24 protein-coding genes, 1 pseudogene and 1 riboswitch are annotated in these 21341 nt (G+C 67.1%); of the genes and pseudogenes, 16 read left to right on the forward strand and 9 right to left on the reverse strand.

All coding sequences use genetic code 11. From position 1 onward, the window contains the following. Nucleotides 1-30: 30 nt before the first annotated feature. The gene (locus CFB89_RS35665) at nucleotides 31-381 is read left to right on the forward strand and encodes a hypothetical protein (RefSeq protein WP_089468981.1); all 351 of its coding nucleotides are present in this window, start codon (nucleotides 31-33) and stop codon (nucleotides 379-381) included. 128 nt (nucleotides 382-509) lie between these two features. Then, nucleotides 510-1076 (forward strand): hypothetical protein, encoded by a 567-nt coding sequence (locus tag CFB89_RS17730; protein WP_089468982.1) that lies wholly within the window; start codon nucleotides 510-512, stop codon nucleotides 1074-1076. Between the two features lie 20 nt (nucleotides 1077-1096). Here CFB89_RS17730 and CFB89_RS17735 read toward each other — a convergent pair whose 3' ends face one another. Continuing rightward, on the reverse strand, nucleotides 1097-1972 hold the full coding sequence (locus CFB89_RS17735) for a LysR family transcriptional regulator (RefSeq protein ID WP_027782171.1): 876 nt from the start codon (nucleotides 1970-1972) through the stop codon (nucleotides 1097-1099). Nucleotides 1973-2133: 161 nt separating this feature from the next. On the opposite strand from CFB89_RS17735, the gene CFB89_RS17740 reads away from it, so the two are divergent. Both CFB89_RS17740 and CFB89_RS17745 read left to right on the forward strand, forming a co-directional pair. Further along, the gene (locus tag CFB89_RS17740) at nucleotides 2134-3453 is read left to right on the forward strand and encodes a DUF3422 family protein (RefSeq protein WP_089468983.1); all 1320 of its coding nucleotides are present in this window, start codon (nucleotides 2134-2136) and stop codon (nucleotides 3451-3453) included. A gap of 34 nt (nucleotides 3454-3487) precedes the next feature. Beyond that, nucleotides 3488-3691 (forward strand): hypothetical protein, encoded by a 204-nt coding sequence (locus CFB89_RS17745; protein ID WP_089468984.1) that lies wholly within the window; start codon nucleotides 3488-3490, stop codon nucleotides 3689-3691. A gap of 105 nt (nucleotides 3692-3796) precedes the next feature. On the opposite strand, the gene cynR is transcribed toward CFB89_RS17745, so the two are convergent. After that, complete coding sequence (cynR, locus tag CFB89_RS17750) at nucleotides 3797-4726, reverse strand: transcriptional regulator CynR (protein WP_089468985.1); 930 nt, start codon at nucleotides 4724-4726, stop codon at nucleotides 3797-3799. A 113-nt stretch (nucleotides 4727-4839) separates the two neighbouring features. Between cynR and CFB89_RS17755 the strand changes: the two genes are divergently transcribed. From CFB89_RS17755 to CFB89_RS17770, 4 genes are all read left to right on the forward strand, one after another. Further along, nucleotides 4840-5499: a carbonic anhydrase gene (locus CFB89_RS17755; protein WP_089468986.1), complete on the forward strand. Its 660-nt coding sequence runs from the start codon at nucleotides 4840-4842 to the stop codon at nucleotides 5497-5499. Between the two features lie 36 nt (nucleotides 5500-5535). Beyond that, nucleotides 5536-6006, forward strand: coding sequence for a cyanase (gene cynS / locus CFB89_RS17760; protein WP_089468987.1), 471 nt, complete (start codon nucleotides 5536-5538; stop codon nucleotides 6004-6006). 97 nt (nucleotides 6007-6103) lie between these two features. Beyond that, complete coding sequence (locus CFB89_RS17765; protein WP_089468988.1) at nucleotides 6104-6571, forward strand: nucleoside deaminase; 468 nt, start codon at nucleotides 6104-6106, stop codon at nucleotides 6569-6571. A gap of 177 nt (nucleotides 6572-6748) precedes the next feature. Then, nucleotides 6749-7183 carry an N-acetyltransferase gene (locus CFB89_RS17770; RefSeq protein ID WP_089468989.1) on the forward strand — a complete coding sequence of 145 codons (435 nt, stop codon included), beginning with the start codon at nucleotides 6749-6751 and terminating at the stop codon, nucleotides 7181-7183. Between the two features lie 61 nt (nucleotides 7184-7244). On the opposite strand, the gene CFB89_RS17775 is transcribed toward CFB89_RS17770, so the two are convergent. Next, nucleotides 7245-8141 (reverse strand): LysR family transcriptional regulator, encoded by an 897-nt coding sequence (locus tag CFB89_RS17775; protein WP_089468990.1) that lies wholly within the window; start codon nucleotides 8139-8141, stop codon nucleotides 7245-7247. 89 nt (nucleotides 8142-8230) lie between these two features. Between CFB89_RS17775 and CFB89_RS34340 the strand changes: the two are divergent. Both CFB89_RS34340 and tam read left to right on the forward strand, forming a co-directional pair. Next, a pseudogene (locus CFB89_RS34340) lies at nucleotides 8231-8372 on the forward strand (RNA-guided endonuclease TnpB family protein); the annotation flags it as partial. Between the two features lie 170 nt (nucleotides 8373-8542). Further along, complete coding sequence (tam, locus tag CFB89_RS17780; RefSeq protein ID WP_089468991.1) at nucleotides 8543-9328, forward strand: trans-aconitate 2-methyltransferase; 786 nt, start codon at nucleotides 8543-8545, stop codon at nucleotides 9326-9328. Nucleotides 9329-9369: 41 nt separating this feature from the next. Here the strand turns inward: tam and CFB89_RS17785 are convergent, their stop codons facing one another. The 5 genes from CFB89_RS17785 to CFB89_RS17805 form a co-directional block, all read right to left on the reverse strand. Beyond that, nucleotides 9370-9960: a GNAT family N-acetyltransferase gene (locus CFB89_RS17785; RefSeq protein WP_089468992.1), complete on the reverse strand. Its 591-nt coding sequence runs from the start codon at nucleotides 9958-9960 to the stop codon at nucleotides 9370-9372. 128 nt (nucleotides 9961-10088) lie between these two features. Beyond that, nucleotides 10089-10973: a helix-turn-helix transcriptional regulator gene (locus CFB89_RS17790; protein WP_089468993.1), complete on the reverse strand. Its 885-nt coding sequence runs from the start codon at nucleotides 10971-10973 to the stop codon at nucleotides 10089-10091. Nucleotides 10974-11540: 567 nt separating this feature from the next. Beyond that, nucleotides 11541-12932 (reverse strand): MFS transporter, encoded by a 1392-nt coding sequence (locus tag CFB89_RS17795; RefSeq protein ID WP_089468994.1) that lies wholly within the window; start codon nucleotides 12930-12932, stop codon nucleotides 11541-11543. Between the two features lie 213 nt (nucleotides 12933-13145). After that, nucleotides 13146-13514 (reverse strand): hypothetical protein, encoded by a 369-nt coding sequence (locus tag CFB89_RS17800; protein WP_089468995.1) that lies wholly within the window; start codon nucleotides 13512-13514, stop codon nucleotides 13146-13148. 22 nt (nucleotides 13515-13536) lie between these two features. After that, entirely contained in the window at nucleotides 13537-13923 is a 387-nt protein-coding gene (locus CFB89_RS17805) for a helix-turn-helix domain-containing protein (protein WP_089468996.1), read from the reverse strand. 136 nt (nucleotides 13924-14059) lie between these two features. Here CFB89_RS17805 and CFB89_RS17810 point away from each other — a divergent pair, with 136 nt between their 5' ends. Then, a complete protein-coding gene (locus CFB89_RS17810) occupies nucleotides 14060-14698 on the forward strand; it encodes a glutathione S-transferase N-terminal domain-containing protein (RefSeq protein ID WP_089468997.1) in 639 nt (212 codons plus the stop codon). A gap of 5 nt (nucleotides 14699-14703) precedes the next feature. Here CFB89_RS17810 and CFB89_RS17815 read toward each other — a convergent pair whose 3' ends face one another. Then, a complete protein-coding gene (locus CFB89_RS17815) occupies nucleotides 14704-15714 on the reverse strand; it encodes a sodium:calcium antiporter (RefSeq protein WP_089468998.1) in 1011 nt (336 codons plus the stop codon). A 69-nt stretch (nucleotides 15715-15783) separates the two neighbouring features. Next, nucleotides 15784-15951: riboswitch (yybP-ykoY riboswitch) on the reverse strand. Nucleotides 15952-16066: 115 nt separating this feature from the next. On the opposite strand from CFB89_RS17815, the gene CFB89_RS17820 reads away from it, so the two are divergent. The 5 genes from CFB89_RS17820 (at nucleotide 16067) to CFB89_RS17840 (ending at nucleotide 20981) form a co-directional block, all read left to right on the forward strand. Beyond that, entirely contained in the window at nucleotides 16067-16342 is a 276-nt protein-coding gene (locus tag CFB89_RS17820; protein WP_089468999.1) for a metal/formaldehyde-sensitive transcriptional repressor, read from the forward strand. A 12-nt stretch (nucleotides 16343-16354) separates the two neighbouring features. Then, nucleotides 16355-17341: a CDF family Co(II)/Ni(II) efflux transporter DmeF gene (gene dmeF, locus CFB89_RS17825; RefSeq protein ID WP_089469000.1), complete on the forward strand. Its 987-nt coding sequence runs from the start codon at nucleotides 16355-16357 to the stop codon at nucleotides 17339-17341. Nucleotides 17342-17343: 2 nt separating this feature from the next. Beyond that, on the forward strand, nucleotides 17344-17529 hold the full coding sequence (locus CFB89_RS17830) for a DUF1289 domain-containing protein (protein ID WP_089469001.1): 186 nt from the start codon (nucleotides 17344-17346) through the stop codon (nucleotides 17527-17529). Between the two features lie 98 nt (nucleotides 17530-17627). Next, entirely contained in the window at nucleotides 17628-18836 is a 1209-nt protein-coding gene (locus tag CFB89_RS17835; protein WP_089469002.1) for an MFS transporter, read from the forward strand. 330 nt (nucleotides 18837-19166) lie between these two features. Then, a complete protein-coding gene (locus tag CFB89_RS17840) occupies nucleotides 19167-20981 on the forward strand; it encodes an ExeM/NucH family extracellular endonuclease (RefSeq protein ID WP_089469003.1) in 1815 nt (604 codons plus the stop codon). The last annotated feature ends 360 nt before the right edge of the window (nucleotides 20982-21341 follow it).

Raw genomic sequence — 21341 nt, forward strand, 5'->3', positions numbered from 1 at the left:
CGAACAGCCGAGACGGCTTCCGTCCGCGCCATGACCTTCATTCATCCCTTTCCAGCGTTCGATGTCTCCGGCCGCCGGTTGCGTGCCGGCGCATCCCGCAACGCCGTGCCGTTCCCGGCGCCGCACCCGCGCCTGCAACTGCCCGTCACGCTGACGGCCGACTCCGCCGCGGCCGCGCACGCCCGGCTTGCCGCGTTGCTGCATTCCCCGCTCGGCGTGTATGTCGTCAGCGCGCGCGCCGTGCGCAACATGATTCACGTGCACTTCGACATCGCGCCGGAAGATCCGGATTTCACGCTGCACACGCTGATCGCGCAGCAAGTCGACGCGGTGATCGGGCCGGTCGCCCGCCCGTTGCGGGTTTTGCCCACCGCCCGTTGAGCCGGGAACGGCGATTGCTCGGCTAATCCGCCGCCGATTCGCCGGCCGCCGTGCTGTCCGCCGGCCGGTGACGGTGGACGTTTGTGCGCTGCGTCGAACGCGGCGCTACCCCTGAACAGGGAGGGCCTATGTACCTTACGGAAGAAGTGCGTATCGCGCGCCCGGCTGCCCGTCGCGCGCATACCGCGGCGTTGCCGTCGGGCAGGCAGCTTGCCCGGCAGTTGATGGTGACGGTTCGCGCGGCTGACGTGCTGCTGCGCCAGGCGATTCGGGTGCCCGATCGCCATCAGTGGTCGGTCGACGCCGAACGTGTCGATGCGGCCGGCGGGCCGCTCGCCGCGTGGGATTCCCACGTGACGTTTCGCATCGTCAAAGTATTCGCGCCGGCGTTCGATACGGACGCGTGCGCGGCCGACCCCGATCAAGTGGCGGTCGAGATCCGATTGTTTCTTCCCGAACAGGCTTACGTCGCCGAGCGGCGGATCGGCGTCTTCGGCCGGCGGCACGGCCACCGGTTCAGCGCGACCCTGTCGGTCACGGCCGGCTCCCAGTGGGGCGGCCGGCGCAGCGAGCACGTTTCGCCCGCGGAGCGCCACGTGCACGGCGACACGCTGGAAGCGCTCGTCGATACGGTGGCGGCCATCGTCAATGCGGCGTTGCTCGCGGCCGGGCATGGCACGACCGGCCATCGGTGACGCCGCGGCGAGCGGCCGGCTCACGCGTCGCCGGTTTGCCCGGTCTGCCGCTGCAGGTCTTCCATCAATTGTTCCGCGAGGAAGTCGCACGGCGGCCGTTTCGACTTCGTGCTGCGTGCGAGGATCAGCTCGAGCGGCGGCAGGTCGGGCAGCCCGTGCGAGCGGCCGAGCATCGACAGTTGCGCGGGGATCGCGCAACGGGCGAGCGGCGCGACCGCGAGGCCGGCTTCGACCATGCTGAGCAGCCCGAGCAGGCTCGGGCTTTCATACGACGTGCGGTATGGCACTTTCGCGCGTTCGAGGCTGCGGATCGCGTTCTCGCGGGCGACGCTGCCGGGCATGAACACCGCGATCGGCAGCGGCCGTTCCTCCCACACGCGCGGCCCGTTCGTCATCGCGGCCCACGCCATCGGCTCGTGGCGGATGAAGTCGCCGGTGAGCCCCTTGATGCGCGTCCCGCACACGAGATCGACGGTGCCCTCCTTGATCAGCGGCGCGAGCGCGCTGCTCGGCAGCCCCATTACCTGAATCTCGACCTTCGGGTAGGTCGCGGAGAATTTCTTCAGCACCGACGGCAGCAGCGACGACGCATAGTCGTCCGGCACGCCGATCACCACCTTGCCGGTCACTTCCGGCCGCACCACGGCCGCCCATGCCTCGTCGCGCAGCGCCAGCATTCGCCGGGCGAATCCCAGCAGCACCTCGCCCTCGCGCGTCAGCACGATGCTGCGCGGCTTGCGCACGAACAGCGGCCGGCCGATCGCGTCTTCCAGGCTCTTGATCTGCATGCTCACGGCCGACTGCGAGCGGTTCACGGCCTCGGCCGCGCGGGTCATGTTGCCGGTTTCCGCGACGGCGACGACGGTGGCCAGCACGTCGTGATCGAGCATCTTCATGGGTATCAGGAAAACTGAACGTAACGATCAGCATTATGCGTTTTTATTGTTGCTGTGTGTCTGCCATAGTGCAATCGCGCTGGCGTTTTGCGCGAGCGTGACGCGGCGGTCGGGCCGGATGATCCGGCGGGCAGGACTGAACAGGGAAGCGTGGTGAATCGATGATGGACCATCCGTTGCGCGCCGCACTGGCCGCGGAATTGCATGCCCGGCCGTTCCTGCGGCTCGCCGAAGCCGTGTCGCTCACGCATTACGCGATCTATGCGGACGGCCAGCCCGACATCCACGAAGCGCTGCTGCATGCGCTGTGCCGCGATACCGGCATCGACGCGCCGCACGAAGGCGCGACGCACTATGCGGTGCAGTCGCCGTGCGGCTGGCATCTGAAGTGGGAGCGCCACACCGAATTCTCGACCTTCACGTTCGTCGCGCCGCGTCGCGACACCGGTTATTTCGACGATCTCGCGATCGACGGCATTCCGGCCGCGTGGTTCGCGCGGCTGGCCGGCATCCGTTTCGTCGCGGTGCGGATGGAATTGCTGTCGGGCGACGCCGCGCGGCGCGTGTGCGGCGACCTGCGGCGCTGGATCGACGGGCCCGCGCTCGTCGGCAGCCGCGTGCTCGGCGGCGGCAAGGTGTTCTGCGACTGGCACGTGCGCGACGACGGTTTCATGCGTTTTCTCGTCGTCGACGAGGATTTCCGCGAGGAGCAGGGCGGCCGGCTGTTGCAGCGCCTGTATGAAATCGAAACGTACCGGATGATGGCGCTGCTTGCGCTGCCCGTCGCGCGCCGGATGAGCCGCGAGCTCGACGAGATCCACGCGGCGCTGCATGCATTGATGCAGCGGATGGACGCGAGCGGCGCCGATGGCGACGACACGGCGCTGCTCGTCAAGCTTACGCATCTCGCGGTGCGGGTCGAATCGTTGTCGGGTGCGGGCGCGCGCTTCAGCGCGTCGCGCGCGTACGAAAAGCTCGTGCTGGCCCGCATCCACGAGTTGCGCGAGGAGCGTATCGAAGGGATGCCGACGATCGCCGAATTCATGGAGCGGCGCTTCGCGCCGGCGATGGAAACCTGCCGCAGCGTGTGGGCGCGTCACGAGCAGATCGCCGCGCGGATCGCGCGCGCGGTCGACCTGCTGCGCACGCGCGTGAATCTCGCGCAGGAAAAGGACGTGACGCGCCTGCTGGCCGGCATGGAGCGCACCGCGCGCAACCAGCTTCATTTGCAGCACGCGGTCGAAGGGCTATCGGTGGCCGCCATTTCTTACTACGTGCTGTCGCTCGCGACGGCGGCGTTCAAGGCGCTGCACGTGATGAACCTGCCGGTCGATCCGGAACTGGCGGAAGGGCTGCTGATCGCGCCGGTCGTGTTCGCGGTGATCCACATCACGCGGCGCACGCGTGCACAGCTCGCGCGGTCCGAGGCCGCGCATGACGGCGCGCCCGTGCCTGCGGCGGTGTTGAAGCAGGCTGGCTAGAACATCGACGACATATCAAGGCAAAGGAGTGGAGATGACTTTTTCGCAGAAGCAAACGGGTTTTGATAGTGGCTTCGATGCCGCGTTCGACGAACCGGCCGCGGACGACGCGGGTACGCCGGAAGAAGCGCGCGTGAGCTCGTATCGGGCCGTGCTGCAGGAACCGATGACCTCGCTCGTCGGCAATACGATTGATCGGCCGGAGGTCGCGGCCGTGGCGATTCTCGGGTACAACTGACGCGCGTATCGTTCGCGTCGTTTCGACGTCCCGCCGGCGTTTCGTTCGACTGAAACGCCGGACGTCCGCGCGGGACGGTTCGTCTTCCGTTCCGCGCGACTGCGTTCAGCCGGCCGCCTTTCTGCGCGTTGCACGCGCCCTGCCTTCCCCCTTCGAATTTTCCGCCCCCTGCGCGAGCGCCAGCTCGACGAACGCACGCGCGGCCGCGCTTCGGTACGCGCCCTTGCGCTGCAGCAGCACGGCCGTGCGCCGCAGCACGGCCGGATCGAGCGCGACCGCGACGAGATCGTCATGCCCTGCCGCGATCGTTGCCGGCAGCAGCGTCGCGAGAGTCGTGCGGCGCACGATTTCGATCACCGCACCGAGCGAATTCGCTTCCATCAGCACGCGCGGCTGCACGCCGTGCGCGCGGAAATAGCGGTCGATCTGCGTGCGCGTCGCGAACTCCGCGGTGAGCAGCACGAGCGGCGCGTCGTGCAGCGCGTGCAGCCCGGCCTTGCGTTTGCCGGCGAGCGCGTGCCCGCGGTTCACGACGAGCGCGAGCGTTTCGACCAGCAGCGTTTGCGCATCGATATCCGCCGCCTGCACCTCGTCGAATGCAATGCCGACATCGAGCTCGCCGTCGCCGAGCAGCGCTTCCATGCGGTCCTGCGACATCTCGCGTATCGATAGCGACACGTCCGGGTAGCGGCCGTGAAAGGCCTCGACGAGCGGCCCGACGAGATAGCTCGTGAAGGTCGGCGTGACCGCGACGCGCAGCGAGCCGCGGCTCAGATCCTGCACGTCGTGAATGGCCCGCCGGCCCTCGGCGAGATCGTGCAGCGCCTGCCGCGCATGGCGGAAATACACGTCGCCGGCATCGGTCAGCCGCGTGACGCGCCCGGTGCGGTCGAACAACTGCGCGCCGAGCGTGTCCTCGAGCTGGCGGATCTGCTGCGACAGCGCGGGCTGCGATACGTGCAGCGCGGCGGCCGCGCGCGTGAAGCTGCGGTGTTCGGCGACGGCCAGGAAATAGTGGATGTGGCGCAGCAGCATGGCGGCTCCTATAAGTCGTGCTTATCCATCGGATCATAAATCAGTCTTTTACGTTATCGGAAGCCGGGCGTAACCTGTCCTTCATCGATTCCACCGGCACCGGAGAACACGCGATGAAGGACATCATCGAAGGCTTCCTGAAGTTCCAGCGCGACGCGTATCCGGCGCGCGCCGCGCTGTTTCGCGATCTCGCGCGCAGCCAGCACCCGCGGGCGCTGTTCATCTCGTGCTCGGACAGCCGGCTCGTGCCCGAGCTCGTCACGCAGCGCGAACCGGGCGACCTGTTCGTGATCCGCAACGCGGGCAACATCGTGCCGTCGTACGGCCCGGAGCCGGGCGGCGTGTCGGCGTCGGTCGAATATGCGGTTGCCGCGCTGCGCGTGACCGACGTCGTGATCTGCGGGCATTCCGATTGCGGCGCGATGACCGCGATCGCGACCTGCCAGTGCATGGATCACATGCCGGCCGTCGGCCACTGGCTGCGCTATGCCGATTCGGCGCGGGTCGTGAACGAGGCGCGCTCGCATCGCAGCGAACGCGAACGGATCGATTCGATGGTGCGCGAGAACGTCGTCGCGCAACTGGCCAACCTGAAGACGCACCCGGCCGTGCGGCTCGCGCTCGAGGAAGGGCGTCTCGCGCTGCACGGCTGGGTCTACGACATCGAATCGGGCCGCATCGACGCCTACGACGGCGCGAGCGGCCGGTTCGTGCCCCTCGCGGACCATCCCGGCGTCCGCGCCACCCCCGCGACGCAGCCCGTCGCGGCCTGAATCGCCCCTGCTCCCACTCCACTACGAGGAATTGCCATGATCCAGTCCCAGCACAGTCAGACGGCGCGTCACGCGCTGGCGGAAACCGTCGTCCTCGCGAAGGCGCGCAAGGACCTGTCGTTCGCGCAACTCACCGAAGGCACGGGCCTGAGCGAAGCGTTCGTCACGGCCGCGCTGCTCGGCCAGCATGCGCTGCCGGCCGACGCGGCGCGCGTCGTCGCCGACAAGCTCGGCCTCGACGACGACGCCGTGCTGCTGCTGCAATCGATTCCGCTGCGCGGCAGCATCGACGATCGCGTGCCGACCGACCCGACCATCTACCGTTTCTACGAAATCCTGCAGGTGTATGGCACGACGCTGAAGGCGCTCGTGCACGAGAAGTTCGGCGACGGCATCATCAGCGCGATCAATTTCCGGCTCGACGTGAAGAAGGTCGACGATCCGGAAGGCGGTTCGCGCGCGGTGATCACACTCGACGGCAAGTACCTGCCGACCAAGCCGTTCTGACGCTGGCGCGGCGCCGCTACGACGGTGCCGCGCCGTATCGCCCGACGTGTGCCGCCGGCGCACGTTCCCGCCAAGCCGTTTCAACGAGGACACACCCATGGATTTTGTGAAGCGCACGATCGATCTCGCGATGAAGAACGTGGAAGAGGGCGGCCGCCCGTTCGCGACGGTGATCGTCCGCGACGGCGAGATCGTCGCCGAGAGCCCGAATCTCGTCGCGCAAACCGGCGACCCGACCGCGCACGCGGAGATCCTCGCGGTGCGCGACGCGTGTCGCAAGCTCGGTACCGAGCACCTGACCGACTGCGAGATCTACATCCTCGCGAGCCCGTGCCCGATGTGCCTCGGCTCACTGTACTACTGCAGCCCGAAGCGCGTGATCTACATCACGACGCGCGAGGATTACGCGCCGTTCTATCGCGACGACCGCAAGTACTTCGAGCTCGATACGTTTTATGCGGAATACACGAAGCCGATCGGGGAGCGCCGGTTGCCGATGGTGCAGCAGAAGCACGATGGCGCGATCGACGTGTACCGGCGCTGGAAGGAATTGAACGCGAAGTGACGCGATGCGTGCGACGGTGGCGCGGTTCAGCGCGGGGCATGACGATCGGCGCGGTCGTCGCGGCCTGGCGGCGGCGGTGCTCGCGGTGGCGTGAGCGCATGACGACGCGCTATAGTCGTGCGACGCCCGCCGCGGCCCCGCACGCCCGGCGCTCTTCACACGTACGCGTTCGCCTCCATGACAGCCCATCCCGACGTCACCCTACAACTGACCGACACGGAGCAGCCGGCCGCCCGAGACTTCATCAGCCGCAAGCTCGGCGAATTCAACCATGCGATGACGGGGCGCGCCGACACGGCCGCGCTCGACGTCTACGTGACCGATCCCGCGACCGGCGAGGTAGTGGGCGGCCTCACCGGCCGTACGTCGCTTGGCCTGTTCTTCATCGATCTGTTCTATCTTCCCGAATCGCTGCGCGGCGGCGGCTTCGGCAGCCGGTTACTGTGCGAGGCCGAAGCGGAAGCGAAGCGGCGCGGGTGCGCGCGTGCGGTGCTGTACACGATCTCGTTCCAGGCGCCGGACTTCTATCGGAAGCAGGGTTACGAGACGTTCGGCGAAGTGCCGTGCGAGCCGGAAGGCGCGGCGCGCGTGTTCATGGTCAAGGTGCTTTGAGCGGCAACGGGCGGCTTCGCGGCATCTCGTGACACGCCGGTTGCCGCGCATCGCGCACGGATCACCGCCCGGGCGCCGCCCGCTCGACGATCATGTCGTACAGCGCCCGCGCGGCCGGCGACAGTTGCGCGTTGCGGCGCATGACGAGCACGAGCGTGCGCGACACCGACGGCTCGACGAGCTCGATCGTGCGGATCATCGGATACGCATTCTTCTGGATCGCGAGCTTCGGCACGACGGCCGCGCCGAGCCCTTCGGCGACGAGCCCGAGCGCCGTCGAACTGCGCTGCACCTCGTAGAACGAATGCAGCGATACGCCGCTCGTCTTCAGCGCCCCTTCGAGCAGTCCGCGATTGCCGCTCACTTCGCCGGCGAAGATCAGCGGATGCGGCTGCAGCGCCACCCAGCGGATGCGCCGCCGCTTAGCGAGCGGATGATCGTCGCGACACACGAGCACGTAAGGATCGTGCGTGAGCGGCACGCTGACGAGTTCCGGGTGCTGGTCGCCGGCGATGCTGATGCCGAATTCGGCCTCGCGCCGCAACACGGCCTGCAGCACCGACGCCGACGCGTGATCGAGAATCTTCACGCGATCGTGCGGCCGGTGCCCGGAGAACGCGCGCAGGATGCGCGGCAGGTACTGCACGCCGACCGTCGGCACGCACGCGATCGTGACGTCGCCGCGCTGGCTCAGGCCCGTCTCCCGGATTTCGGTCAGCGCGTCGGACAGTTCGTTCAGCAGCCGGCGCGCTTGCGGCAGGAAACGCCGGCCGATCTCGGTCAGCGTGGTGCGGCGCGTCGTGCGTTCGACCAGCGCGACGCCGAGATATGCTTCGAGCTTGCGCAGCCGCTGCGTGATCGCCGTTTGCGTGACGTGCAGCGTATCGGCTGCCTGCCGGAAGCTGCCGCCATCGGCGATCGCGACGAAAGCCTGGACACCGAGCGTATCGATCTTCATCAGAATTTGCTCCGAGAGACCCCGCCATTGATGGGGGGAAGGAAAGGAGTGCTGTTGACAGGTAGCCTCTTCCGCGGGTCAGATCACCTGCATGCTTTTCGACCGGCGAGAAGCTGCCCAATGACCAGTTCGGTCGACGCGCGGCGGAGAAGCTGGCGAAAGCGCAAGCGGCATATCGCGAAGCTGCACGCCAAGGTCGCGAATGCGCGTGTGCATCGCCAGGTGTTGGACCCGTCCGCCTTTAGGCGGAGGACGACGTCAACAGAATTTTGAATCAATCACGATATTAAATTCATTTTACTTAAGGTCGGGCGCGGTCGCAGAATGCGCTGCATCGGCCGCCTGCGGCATTCCGTTGCGCGGATGCGCGGCGGCCGCCCATGCCGACAAGGAGCCCTATCGTGACGACCCCGCTCGATCAATATGCGAACCAGTACGTGCAGTTCGAGGACGAACGCACGCGCCCGGTGCGCGACCTGCTGGCCGCCGTGCCGAACACGCCGATCCGCACCGCGATCGATATCGGCTGCGGGCCCGGCAATTCGACGGAAGCGCTGATCGCTCGCGCACCGGATGCGACGATCCACGGGATCGATGCATCGGCGGACATGGTCGCGGCCGCGCGCAAGCGCCTCCCGGCGCTGCGTTTCGACCTTGCCGACGTTACGACCTGGGACGACCCGGGCGGCTATGACCTGATCCTGTCGAATGCGGTGCTGCAATGGGTGCCCGCGCACGACACGCTATTCCCGATGCTCGTCGGCCGGCTCGCGCCGGGCGGCCATCTCGCGGTGCAGATGCCCGACAATCTCGACGAACCGGCGCATCGGCTGATGCGCGAAGTTGCGGCGGCCGGCCCGTGGGCCGACAAGCTGAAAGCCGCGGCGCGCACCGAGCGGTTCGATGCGCGCTACTACCATGCGCTGCTCGCGCCGCTGTGCGCGCGCGTGGACGTGTGGCGCACGACCTATTACCACCCGCTGCGCGGCGGCGCGGACGCGGTGGTCGAATGGTTCAAGGGCAGCGCGCTGCGGCCGTTTCTCGCGGCGCTCGACGCGTCCGAGCAGCGCGCGTTCGTCGCGCGCTATCGCGATGCGCTGGCCGGGCCGAACGGCTATCCGGTGCAGGACGACGGCGCGGTGCTGCTGCCGTTTCCGCGCCTGTTCATCGTGGCGACGCGCAAGTAACGCGGCATCGATACGGCATTGACGCGCCGAATGGCGCCGCGTCAGCGCACCGGCCGCACCGATGCCGGGTCGACCGTGCGGCTTCGCGCGGTCTGGCCGTCGCGCAGGTCCTTGTACCAGAACAGGGCGACTTCCCCGGCATTTTCGCCATCGGCGTACAGGAAGCGGTCGTGGCCGCCGAGCGCGAAGCCCGCGCGCGCATACGCCGAGCAGGCGGCGACGTTGTTCGTCTGGGTTTCGAGCCGCATGAAGCCGAACCCTTGGCTGCGCGCCCACGCTTGCGCGGCCGCCAGCAGGAGCCGCCCGATGCCCTGGCGCCGGCAGTGGCGGTCGACGGCCAGCTCCGCGATCTCGGCCATGCCGTTCCAGCTTTCCTCGATTGCGACGAACCCGGCGAGCCGCTCGCCGGCCGTCGCGCGAAACAGCGCCGTTCGGCCCGGCGCTTCGCTCGCCCGGCGGGCCGGATCGAAGCCGTAGTCCTTGCGCCGCGCCGGCAGCGCGCGAAGATCGAGCAAGTCCTGATACGGCGCATTCAATTCCCACGCGATGTCGAACGAGAAATCGCATGCGTTCAGCTCATCGGCGGCAAGCGCGCGCGTCGGCTCGATGCTGATGTGTTCGGCTCGGTCCATGGGTGGGTGTCCTGTCTTCGGCGGAGTGGCGTGGTGGCGTTCGCGATGCGATCGTCGGCGCGTCGAATCGCGTGCTTGTCGTTGCTTCGTTTACCGCACTGGGACGCAGACGCAGCGAGCGGCCCGGGTCAGCGCGGGATGGCCGGCGGTGCGCCGCCGTCGTGCGATCCGCCGGCAGCGCGCGCGGCGGCCGCCGCTCCCCACGCGGCGAGTTCGCGTTTCGTGCGCACGCCGAGCTTCGCGAATGCGCGCTTCACGTACGACTCGGCCGACGCGACGCGCACGCCGAGAATGTCGGCGGTTTCCGGCACGGTCTTGCCCGAGAGCAGATGCTTGCAGGTTTCGTATTCGCGCTTCGACAGCTTCACGCCGTCGGCCGCGAGACGCGCATCGAATTGCGCGAGCGGATGGAGATCCGGCGTCGCGTGCGCGATGCGCCGCGCGGCGGTGGTCGACGCATGCAGTTCGAGCAGCGGAAACAGCATGTCGCTGATGCTGCGGAAGCGGTTCATCTCGGCGAGCGTGAACGGCGGCCGGTCGCGGCCGCGCTCCAGGGCGATCGAATGCTGCGAATAGCGGGTGCCGCGTGCGAGCACGCATTCATGCCCGATATGCACGTCGTCGAACAGCCGCTGGCGGAATTCGCCGGGCGGGATCGCCGCGATGTCGCGCACGACGAGCATCGTGCCCGTTTTGCCGCGCAGCCCCGCGAACAGCGGGTCGCTGTCGAGAAAGCGCTCGTAGTAGAGCGTCATCACGTCGGAGATTTCGGTGGACGCGGCGCCGATGCCGCTGCTGCCGATCCATTCGCAACGATAGCCGGTGGGCATCGTGCCATCGACGCGCGAGCGTTCGACGTGTGCGACGTCGAGCGGCACGACGTCGTTCAGCAGTTGCGTGAGGCGCGGCACGAAGTGCGGCGTGCCGACCGTCTCGATCAGCTCGCCCAATGCCTTGAACGACAGGTTGACGCGATCGTCGTCGCGGTGGATGGAGTTCACGTTGAGCAGCATGCGGTTCCCAAGGGCCTGTTCCGCCCATGACGCGCGTTCCGTTGATACGAAAAAAGCATCTGCCCGGCTCGCGATCGGGAGGGCATGCCGGCAGGCGTCCTGTCGAGCCGTTCGCCCCGTAAAACGTCGCGTGTCATCCCGAAGAGGGCATATCGGGGCAGTGTAAACGAGTCGCGGCCTTTTTCAATCGACCGACAAGCGATGCCGATGAACAACATGATCAGGCGCATCCTGCCGCCGGGCGCACGCTTGGGTGAATCGAAGACACGCGACTTCGGAGGGACGAGAGCGATTGGCGCGCGGCCGAAGGCAAGCGCGGCAATTGAATCGGCTGCGGCCAGGAAGGCAAGGGAGGGTTGGTAGCGTTTCCGGAGTCGACCGCATCGGCGGCGTGGCGCGCCAAGCGGGGCAACGTCGGCGCACCGTCGGCGTCGATACCGATACAGGTGCGCTCGACTACGCCGCCAGGTCATCCTGGCGATCTCGCGCGTGACGGGTGTCGGCGGTTGTGACGCCGACCGGGGCAGCGGTCAAGCAGCGCGGCACAGGTGTGCCGCCCTTGTGCGTCTACGCGTCGATACGTTCCACCTTGCCGACGAGCAACCCGTACGACAGGCTGCCGGCGAGCGCCATCGCGGCGATGTAGGTGATCGCACGCGAGAAGTCCGCGCCGTCGACCAGCAGCCCGATCACGATCGGCGTCGCGATCGCGGACAGGTTGCCGATCAGGTTGAACACGCCGCCCGTGAGGCCGAGGAGTCGCGCGGGCGCGAGCCCCGACACGAGCGACCACGTGATCGACGCGAAGCCGTTGCCGAAGAATGCGAGCGTCATGAACGCGATCACCCAGCCGGTGGAGCTCACGTAGTTCGCGCCGATGATGCAGGTCGAGATCAGGAGCCCCGAGATGATCGGCAGCTTGCGCGCGAAGCCTTGCGATGCACCGCGCCGCATCAGCCAGTCCGACAGCACGCCCGAGCAGAGCACGCCGACGAACGCGGCGAGGAACGGCAGCGACGCGAGGAAGCCCGACTTGATGAAATCCATCCCGCGATACTTGACGAGGTAGGTCGGGAACCACGTGAGGAAGAACCACAGCGTCGAATTCAGCGCGAACTGGCCGAGGTAGATGCCCCACAGCTTGCGCCGGCCGAGCACGACGCCGAGGTCGCGCCACGTCGACGGCGCGCGTTCGCCGCGCGCCGCGATGCGGTCCTCGAGATCGACGAGCCCGCCGCCGTCGCGAATCAGCGCGATTTCGGCCGCATTGACGCCGCGCAACGCGCGCGGCTCGCGATACACCGCATACCAGATCGCGGCCCATGCGATGCCGGCGAGGCCGGTCGCGACGAACACCATGTGCCAGCCGAGACGCGCTTGCAGCCACGCGAGCACCGGCGTGAGGAACGCGAGGCCGACGAATTGCCCGGACGTGTAGCCGCCGATCGCGCTCGCGCGTTCGCGGGTCGGGAACCACGTCGTCACCACGCGGTTGTTGATCGGGTAGGCCGGCGCTTCCAGCGCGCCGACCGCGAGGCGCAGCACGATCAGCCCGACGAACGAGCCGGCGAAACCAAGCAGCAGCGTCGCGGCCGACCACAGCGCGAGCGCCGCCGCATACAGCACGCGCGGCGACACCTTGTCGACGAGCCACCCGCCCGGAATCTGCATTAGCGCATAGGTCCAGCCGAACGCGGAGAACACGAGGCCCGCGCGAACCGGATCGATGTTCAGCTCCTTGAACAGCTCGGGCGCCGCGATCGACAGGTTGCTGCGGTCGAGGTAGTTGATCACGACCGTGACGAACAGCAGCGCGAGGATCAGCAGCCGTTTGCGGCTCGGCGGCGTGGCCGGGGCCGTGGTTGCGCGAGTGGCGGATATGGATTCGGATGAGGCGCCGGCATGCGCGGATGGCCGCTCCGGCGGGTTGACATGGGTGCGTGACGTGGATTGGGCCACGGTCGTCTCCTGTGTTCTATGCGCCGGCCGGCGCTCGCGAACGAGACGGCCGAATCGAATGGCATTGGGGCGAACGTTAGAGCCGTGGCGTGGCGCGCGTCAACATCTGGGCAGGCATCCCTATTAATGGGACGCATGGCGCTCAGTATGTGGGAACGAGATCCGACAGGCATGTGCCGGCGTCGTGGCGAAGGAGCGTGCGTCTGCAGCCGGTCAGCCGTGCGTGCTGTCGTCGCGATAGCCGTTCTTGCCGACGAAGATCTCCTGCAGCGCGGCGCGCAGCGTGACCGGATCGTACTGGCCGGTCGCGAGATGGATCACGTAACGCGTCTGGCCGTCGAGGCGCGCGGCGACGCCGGGCTCGATCTCGACGTCGATCGTATCGTCGGTCAGCCGCACCGACAGATCCTTGACGCGCAGGTTGAGCTGGTCGCGCACCATCACTTCGATCAGCGTGTCGTCCGGAAAGCGCGACAGCGCGAAGCAATAGTCCTGCTCCGCATCGTGACAGTAGATGTTGGCGAAGCTTTCGTCGTCGTCGAGATCGGACGTGGCCGCGCCGACGGTAGCGTGAAGTTCCATGAACCTGATTCCTGCGTGATGGTTATCGGGGAGAATGCATGGCGGCTTCGGTTGCAACACCGGCGTCGGCGTCGGGCGTTGCATCGGCCCGTGCGTCGCGCGCCTTCAGCCACAGCCCGAATTCGCGCATCACGTCGACCACCGGCCGCAGTCGGTCGCCGTCGGCGGTGAGATCGTACTCGACGCGCACCGGCACTTCCGGGTAGACGGTGCGCCGCACGAGCCCCGCGTCTTCCAGCGCACGCAGGTCGAGCGTCAGCATCCGCTGCGAGATGCCCGGCATGTCGCGCCGCAGGTCGCTGAAGCGGCGCGGCCCGTCGAGCAGATACGACACCAGCAGCAGCCGCCAGCGGCCGCCGAGCAGGCGCATCGCTTCTTCAACGGAACATCCTGTCGCACTCGTTTTCATCGTGCCGAATCCTGGTCGGTAAATTTTTTGTGACTACGGCACAAACGACTGCCGTCTTCCCGGCGCCGCGCCAATGCGAGATATTAGCGCCCGCGTCGCGGCGAATCGATACATGGACAACCCACGAAGGAAACGCATGAAGCTCTATCACGCTCCCGGCAGCTGTTCGCAGGCGATCTGCATCGTACTGCGCGAAGGCGGATTCGACGCCGAGATCGTCAAGGTCGACGCGCGCAAGCATGTCGTCGACGGCGGCCGCGATTACTACGACGTGACCGAACTCGGCTATGTGCCGCTGCTCGAACTCGACGACGGCACGATGCTGCGCGAAGGGCCGGTGATTGCCCAGTATCTCGCGGACCAGCGCCCGGAGGCCGAGCTCGCGCCCGCTTACGGCACGCTCGCGCGCTACCGGCTGATGGAATGGCTGAACTTTCTCGGCACCGAGATCCACAAGGGCTTCATCCCGCTGCTGTATGCGGTGCAGGCGGGGAAGTACGTCGAGCCCGTCCGGCAGAAGCTCGACGGCCGCTTCGCGTGGATCGACCGCCAGCTCGACGGCAGGACGTTCGTCACCGACGACACGTTCACGGTCGCCGATGCGTACCTGTTCGCGCTGACCGGCTGGGGCAAGGCCGACTGGATGCGTTCCGTGTACAACGCGGATATCGACCTGAGCCGGCATGCGCATCTGCGTGCGTGGTACGAGCGGGTGCGCGAGCGGCCGGCGGTGCAGCAGGTGTTGCAGGCGGATGCACGGCCGGCCGCGACCTGACCCATTCAGCGCGTCAGCGTCAACGCCAGATACGCCGCATACCCCGCGCCGTTCGCGAACAGCGCCCAGATCGCGAGCCCGCGCGTGCGCGCGTTGACGCGCAGCCAGACCGCCGCCGCGAGCGTGATGATCACGCCGGTCAGCACCTCGGGGCGCGGCTCCCACGGTGTCAGCATGACGCCGATCGCGGGCAGCAGCGTGCCCTGGAACACCATCGCGCCGGTGATGTTGCCGAACGCGAGCGTGTCCTTCCCGCGGCGGATCCACAGCACGCTGTTGACCTTCTCCGGCAGTTCCGTCGCGATCGGCACGATGATCAGCGACAGCAGCAGCGCCGACACGCCGAGCACGTGCGACACGCCTTCGACGCCGTGAATGAAGCCCTTCGCGCCGCCAACCAGCAGCGCGACGCCGATCAGCAGTTGCAGCACGATCGTCGCCAGGTTGGTCGGCAGGCCGACGCGCGACAGGAACATCGCGTGCGGCGCCTCGGTGCCGTGCCCGGCATCGACGAGCCCGGTCGACGCGCGGAACGTCATCACGACGTACATCACGTAGAGGCCGACCAGCATCGCGGCGAGCAGCGCGCGCACGGCCCAGTTGTGATGCGGGACGAACATCGCGACGGTCGCCAGCGAGAACGCGGCGAGGAAGGTGTTCACGTCGCGCACGAATCCCGTGCGTTCGGGCGCGATCGTGCCGCGCAGCCCGCGCGAGCGCATCACGGCGAGCGTCATCAGGAACGTGGTGAGCGTCGCGAGCATCAGCGGCGCACCGAGAATCGCGCCGACGCCGATTTCCTCGTTCACGGCCTGATTCGACGTGCCGCCGGCCAGCGCGAGCAGCGGCACCATCGTTTCGGGCAGCGCGGTGCCGACCGCCGCGAACAGCGAGCCGGTCACGCCTTCGGAAATCTTCAGGCGTTCGCCGAGATGTTCGAGCGCGTTGGTGAAGACTTCGGCGGCGACGAGGATGACGATCAGCATGAACGCCAGTTCGACGAACATGAAGGTCATGCGGCACCTCCGCGGGTAGCGATGGCGTGGGGCAGGTGAGCAGGGAAGAACATGGGGACTCCGTGGTCGGACGCTGACGAACCATGACACATCCGCCGCCGTCCGACCAGGAACGACGCGATGTGCCGATGGTCTCGCCAGGCCGATCAGGCTGAACGCGCCACGGCCGCAGGCCGAGTGTGTTGACGCGTTCGCTTTCCGGGGACGGAAAGCAGGCTACTCCCCAAAGACGAAAAGCAGTCTAGCCGAGCGGTTTTTGTTCGACAAGCCTGCGTCTTGAAAAATATACCCCTCCACCCTATAGGGGCAGCATTTCGGAGATATACTCCCCTCCCCTATACAGGAGCCATCGATGAGTCATACCGTCCGCGAGAAACAGAAGCTGCTGAACCGCGTGCGCCGTATCAAGGGACAGGTCGAAGCGATCGAGCGCGCGCTGGAGGAAGAGCGCGGCTGCAACGACGTGCTGCAACGGATCACGAGCTGCCGCGGCGCGATGAACGGGCTGCTGGCCGTCGTGCTGGAAGACCACATCCGGTCGCATCTCGTCGATGCGGATACACCCGACGCACACGAGGGCAGCGCGACCGAGCAGCTCATCGACGTCGTGCACAGCTATTTCAGGTAACCGGGCAGGAACATGAACGAATTCGACCGCACGCCGGCCGGCGGTGTGCACGGCCACGCGTTTCTGGGCGCCGCACATGCGCGGAACGAGCGGAAGACGTGGATGGTCATCGGCCTGTGCACGGCGATGATGATTGCCGAGATCGTCGGCGGCACGCTGTTCGGCTCGCTCGCGCTGGTCGCCGACGGGCTGCACATGTCGACGCACGCGGGCGCGATGCTGATCGCGGCGCTGGCCTATACCTATGCGCGCCGGCACGCCGACGATCCGCGCTTCGTGTTCGGCACCGGCAAGCTCGGCGACCTGGCCGGCTTCACGAGCGCGATCGTGCTCGCGATGATGGCGCTGCTGATCGGCTACGAGGCGATCGCGCGCCTGCTGGCGCCGGTGCCGATCCACTTCGAGGAAGCGATTCCGATCGCCGTGCTGGGGCTTGCCGTGAACCTCGCCAGCGTGTGGCTGCTGAGCGGCGATCACCATCACGGGCATGGCCATCATCATGCGCACGACCACGATCATGATCACGACGGCGCCCACCACGATCACGGTTCGCACTCGGCCGCGCATCGCGACCACAACATCCGCTCGGCTTACGTTCACGTGATCGCCGACGCGGCCGTGTCGGTGCTGGCGATCGTCGGCCTGTTGCTCGCGCGCGCGTTCGGCTGGGTCTGGATGGACCCGCTCGCGGGCATCGTCGGCGCGCTGGTGATCGCCAACTGGGCGTACGGACTGATGCGCGATACGGGCGGAATCCTGCTCGACGTCAACGTCGACCGCAAGCTGACGGACAACGTGCGCCGTGCGATCGAGGCGCTCGGCGACACGGTCAACGACCTTCATGTATGGCGCGTGGGGCCCGGGCACATGAGCGCGATCGTGTCGGTCGAATCGGGCGATGCCGCGCGCGACGCGCGTTTCTACCATGCGCTGCTCGCGCGCTTCGACGGCATGTCGCACGTGACGGTCGAAGTGATGACGCCTGCGAAGGCGGCCTGATCGTGGCCGTAAAATCGCCGTGTATCGAGCTGTGCACGTTCGACGGCCGCACGGGCTTGTGTGTCGGCTGCCTGCGCACGCGCGACGAGGCGCGCGGCTGGAAGAAGCTGACCGATCATCGCCGGCACCAGATTCTGAACGACCGTACGCGCCGGCAGGCGAAGCTGCGGCGCGACGCGGCGCAATAGCAAGCATGCACACGTTCCCGCAGCCCGCGATCAGGGTCGCGGGCGTGCGGTAGCATCACAGGCATTCGGCATCACGATTCCTGAATCGGGAGCGATCCATGCAGACCGACGCGTCGACCGGCATTCTTCGGCAGATTCCGCGCAGCGTGTGGGTGCTCGGCTGTGTCAGCCTGCTGATGGACGTGTCGTCCGAAATCATCCACAGCCTGTTGCCGATGTTCCTGATGGCCGGCCTTGGCGCGAGCGCGACGACGATCGGCGTGATCGAAGGGATCGCCGAGGCGACGTCGCCGGTCGTCAAGGTGTTCTCCGGCACGCTGAGCGACTACCTGCGCAATCGAAAATGGCTCGCGGTCGCCGGCTATGCGCTCGGCGCGCTCAGCAAGCCGCTGTTCGCGATCGCGCCGACGATCGGCGTCGTGGTGACCGCGCGGATCGTCGACCGTGTCGGCAAGGGGATTCGCGGCGCGCCGCGCGATGCGCTCGTCGCCGACGTCACGCCCGTTCACCTGCGCGGCGCCGCTTACGGGTTGCGCCAGTCGCTCGACACGGTGGGCGCGTTCCTCGGGCCGCTGTTGGCCGTCGTCATCATGCTGGTGTGGCGCGACGATTTCCGCCTCGCGTTCTGGCTGGCCGTGATTCCGGGTGTGCTGGCCGTGGTGCTGCTCGCGTTCGGCATCGACGAACCGGCGCGCGCGCCGGGCGAGAAGCGCGTGAATCCGATCCGCCGCGCGGTCGTCGCGCAACTCGGCGCCCGCTACTGGTGGGTCGTCGCCGTCGGCGGCGTGTTCGCGCTGGCGCGTTTCAGCGAGGCGTTCCTGGTGTTGCGCGCGATGGGCAGCGGCGTGCCCGTCGCGCTCGTGCCGCTCGTGATGGTCGCGATGAACGTCGTGTACGCGTTGTCCGCTTACCCGTTCGGCAAGCTCGCCGATACGACGGGCCACACGAAACTCATGGTGGTCGGGCTCGTGCTGCTGATCGCCGCCGATATCGTGCTGGCGCACGGCGCGCACTGGCCGACCGTGCTCGTCGGCGTCGCGCTGTGGGGGCTCCATATGGGGATGACGCAAGGGCTGCTCGCGACGATGGTCGCGCAGGCCGCGCCGGCCGAACTGAGGGGCACGGCGTTCGGCGTGTTCAACCTGGTCAGCGGTATCGTGACGCTCGTATCGAGCGTCGTCGCGGGCGTGCTGTGGGATCGGGCGGGCGCCGCGGCCACGTTCTACGCGGGGGCCGTATTCAGCGCGGCGACCATCGTGCTGCTCGTGTGCGTTCGCCCGTCTTTCGACGCCGGGCGGGATCGCTAGCGCCGAATGCGCGCGGCGGATGGTCTGGCTATCGGTGCGCGCGAGAAACGCATGTTCTCGAACGTCCGCTGCAGCCGTTTGCAGTCCTCGATGTTCGATTCGATCAGCGCTTCGTATTCTTCGGCCGTGCTCGTGTCGAGCGCGTTGCCGGGAACGGGCTAGCGCGGCGCATTTTCCTCGGAAGGTTCGCTGCCGTGTCGAGACTTGGCCATACGACGCAGGGCGATCGCGGCGTGATGACGGCAATTACATCGGCCTGTCTGATTATTACCAAAAACTGTCATTGAGCGCCGCTAAGCTTTCGCCACCCTCACAACCGGGATTCCCGCCATGCGTTCGACAATCCGCCTGTTTGCCCCGCTATTGCTGCTCCCGACGCTCGCCGCGCCGGTATTCGCCGCCACCGCCGCGCCCGTCAGCCCGAATTGCGGCGGCAGCACGACGCCGATCGCCGATATCCAGGGGCCGGGCGCACCGTCGCCGCTCGCCGGCCAGAACGCGTCGATCGAAGCCGTCGTCACCGCGGATTTCGGCGGCACGGACGGCTTCGGCGGCTTCTTCGTCCAGCAGGCCGACGCGCAGCGCCGCAATCAGCCGGGCGTGTCCGAAGGCCTGTTCGTCTATGCGCCGAAGGTGCGTGCGAAAGCCGGCGATCTCGTGCACGTGACGGGCAAGGTCGAGGAGAAATACGGGCAGACGCAGCTTACGCTGTCGGGCGCGATCGCGGTGTGCGCGAACGGCCAGACGGTCACGCCCGCGACGCTCACGCTGCCGGTCGACAGCCCGAACGCGTTCGCCGCGTACGAAGGGATGTTGGTGCGCCTGCCGCAGACGCTGAGCGTCACCGACAACTACGAACTCGGCCGCTACGGCAGCGTGATGCTCAGCAACGGCCGGCTGCGTACGCCGACGAGCGTCGTGCCGCCCGCGCAGGCCCAGACGCGGATCGATGCGAACGCACGCAACCGCCTGATCCTCGACGACGGCTCGAACAAGCAGAACCCCGCGACCGTGCCGTATCCGGCGCCGGGCCTGTCGGCTGCGAATACGCTGCGCGCCGGCTACACGGTGCGCGACGTCGAAGGCGTGCTCGAAGTCCGTTACGGCGCATGGCGCGTGCAGCCGCTGCCCGGCGCGGCCGTGCCGGCGTTCGACAAGCGCGAGAACCCGCGCACGAACGCACCGGCGCGCGATCCGAAATCGAACCTGCGCGTCGCGTCGTTCAACGTGCTCAACTACTTCAACGGCAACGGTCTCGGCGGCGGCTTCGACGATCCGAACAATCGCGGCGCGAAGACGTTCCAGGAATTCCAGCGCCAGGAAGCGAAGATCGTCAGCGCGCTGAAGGCGATCGACGCCGACGTGATCGGCCTGATGGAAATCCAGAACAACGGCTACGGCGAATTGAGCGCGGTGCGCCAGCTCGCGGCGAAGCTCGGTAGTCAGTGGCGCGTGGTCGATCCGGGCACGTCGCGGCTCGGCGGCGACGCGATCGCGGTCGCGATGATCTACGACAGCCGCAAGGTCGAGCCGGTCGGCCGCGCGGCGACGCTCGCGATCGATGACAAGAACCGCCAGCCGCTCGCGCAGTCGTTCCGGCTGGTCGGCGGCAACAAGCAGGCGCTGACGGTGGCCGTGAACCACCTGAAGTCGAAGAACTGTCCGGATGCCGCGAACGACGATCTCGACCAGGGCGACGGCCAGGGCTGCTGGAACCCGACGCGCACGCGCGCGGCGGCGAAGGTCGCCGACTGGCTGGCCGGCAACCCGACGGGCGTCAAGAGCCAGGGCGTGCTGCTGATCGGCGACTTCAACAGCTACACGTACGAAGACCCGATCCGCACGCTCGAATCGCGCGGCTACCGCAACCTCGTCGCGCGCTGGATCGGTGCGAACGCGTACAGCTACGTGTACAACGGCGAAGCCGGTTATCTCGACCACGCGCTCGCGACGCTGCCGCTCGCGTCGCACGTGAAGGCCGTGCACGAATGGCACATCAACGCGGACGAGCCGCTCGCGCTGCAGTACACGCTCGCATACAAGTCGGCCGAGCAGCAGAAGACGTTCTATGCGGCCGATGCGTATCGTTCGTCGGATCACGATCCGGTGCTGATCGATATCGCGCTGCCGGGCGGCGGGAAGTAATCGTGGTTTGAGTTTTTACGACGGGTGCGACGGCCGGCAATACCGGACATCGCGCCTGTCCCGAAAGCCGTTCGAATACCGGGTAAATAATTCCGCGAATAATTAATCGAGCCGGTATTTTATGGATGATGCGCTGCACATCGGCACTTCGCTTGAAAAGCGATTGAGGTGGAAGGAATCATCGAATTGCATGTACATGCTGGGGCATTCGCTTTAATCGGCCAGTGATAATAAAATTGAAAGAATAACTCTATCGTTTTGAAGGCTTTCGATTTTGCTGCGCCAAGACGGGGAAGGCTTCTACATTCCGCGTGAAAAGTAAAATATTCGGCGTAGCATTGCCGCCAAAACGCACCGTGC

The sequence above is a fragment of the Burkholderia sp. AU16741 genome (assembly GCF_002223345.1).
Classification (GTDB): Bacteria; Pseudomonadota; Gammaproteobacteria; order Burkholderiales; family Burkholderiaceae; genus Burkholderia; species Burkholderia sola.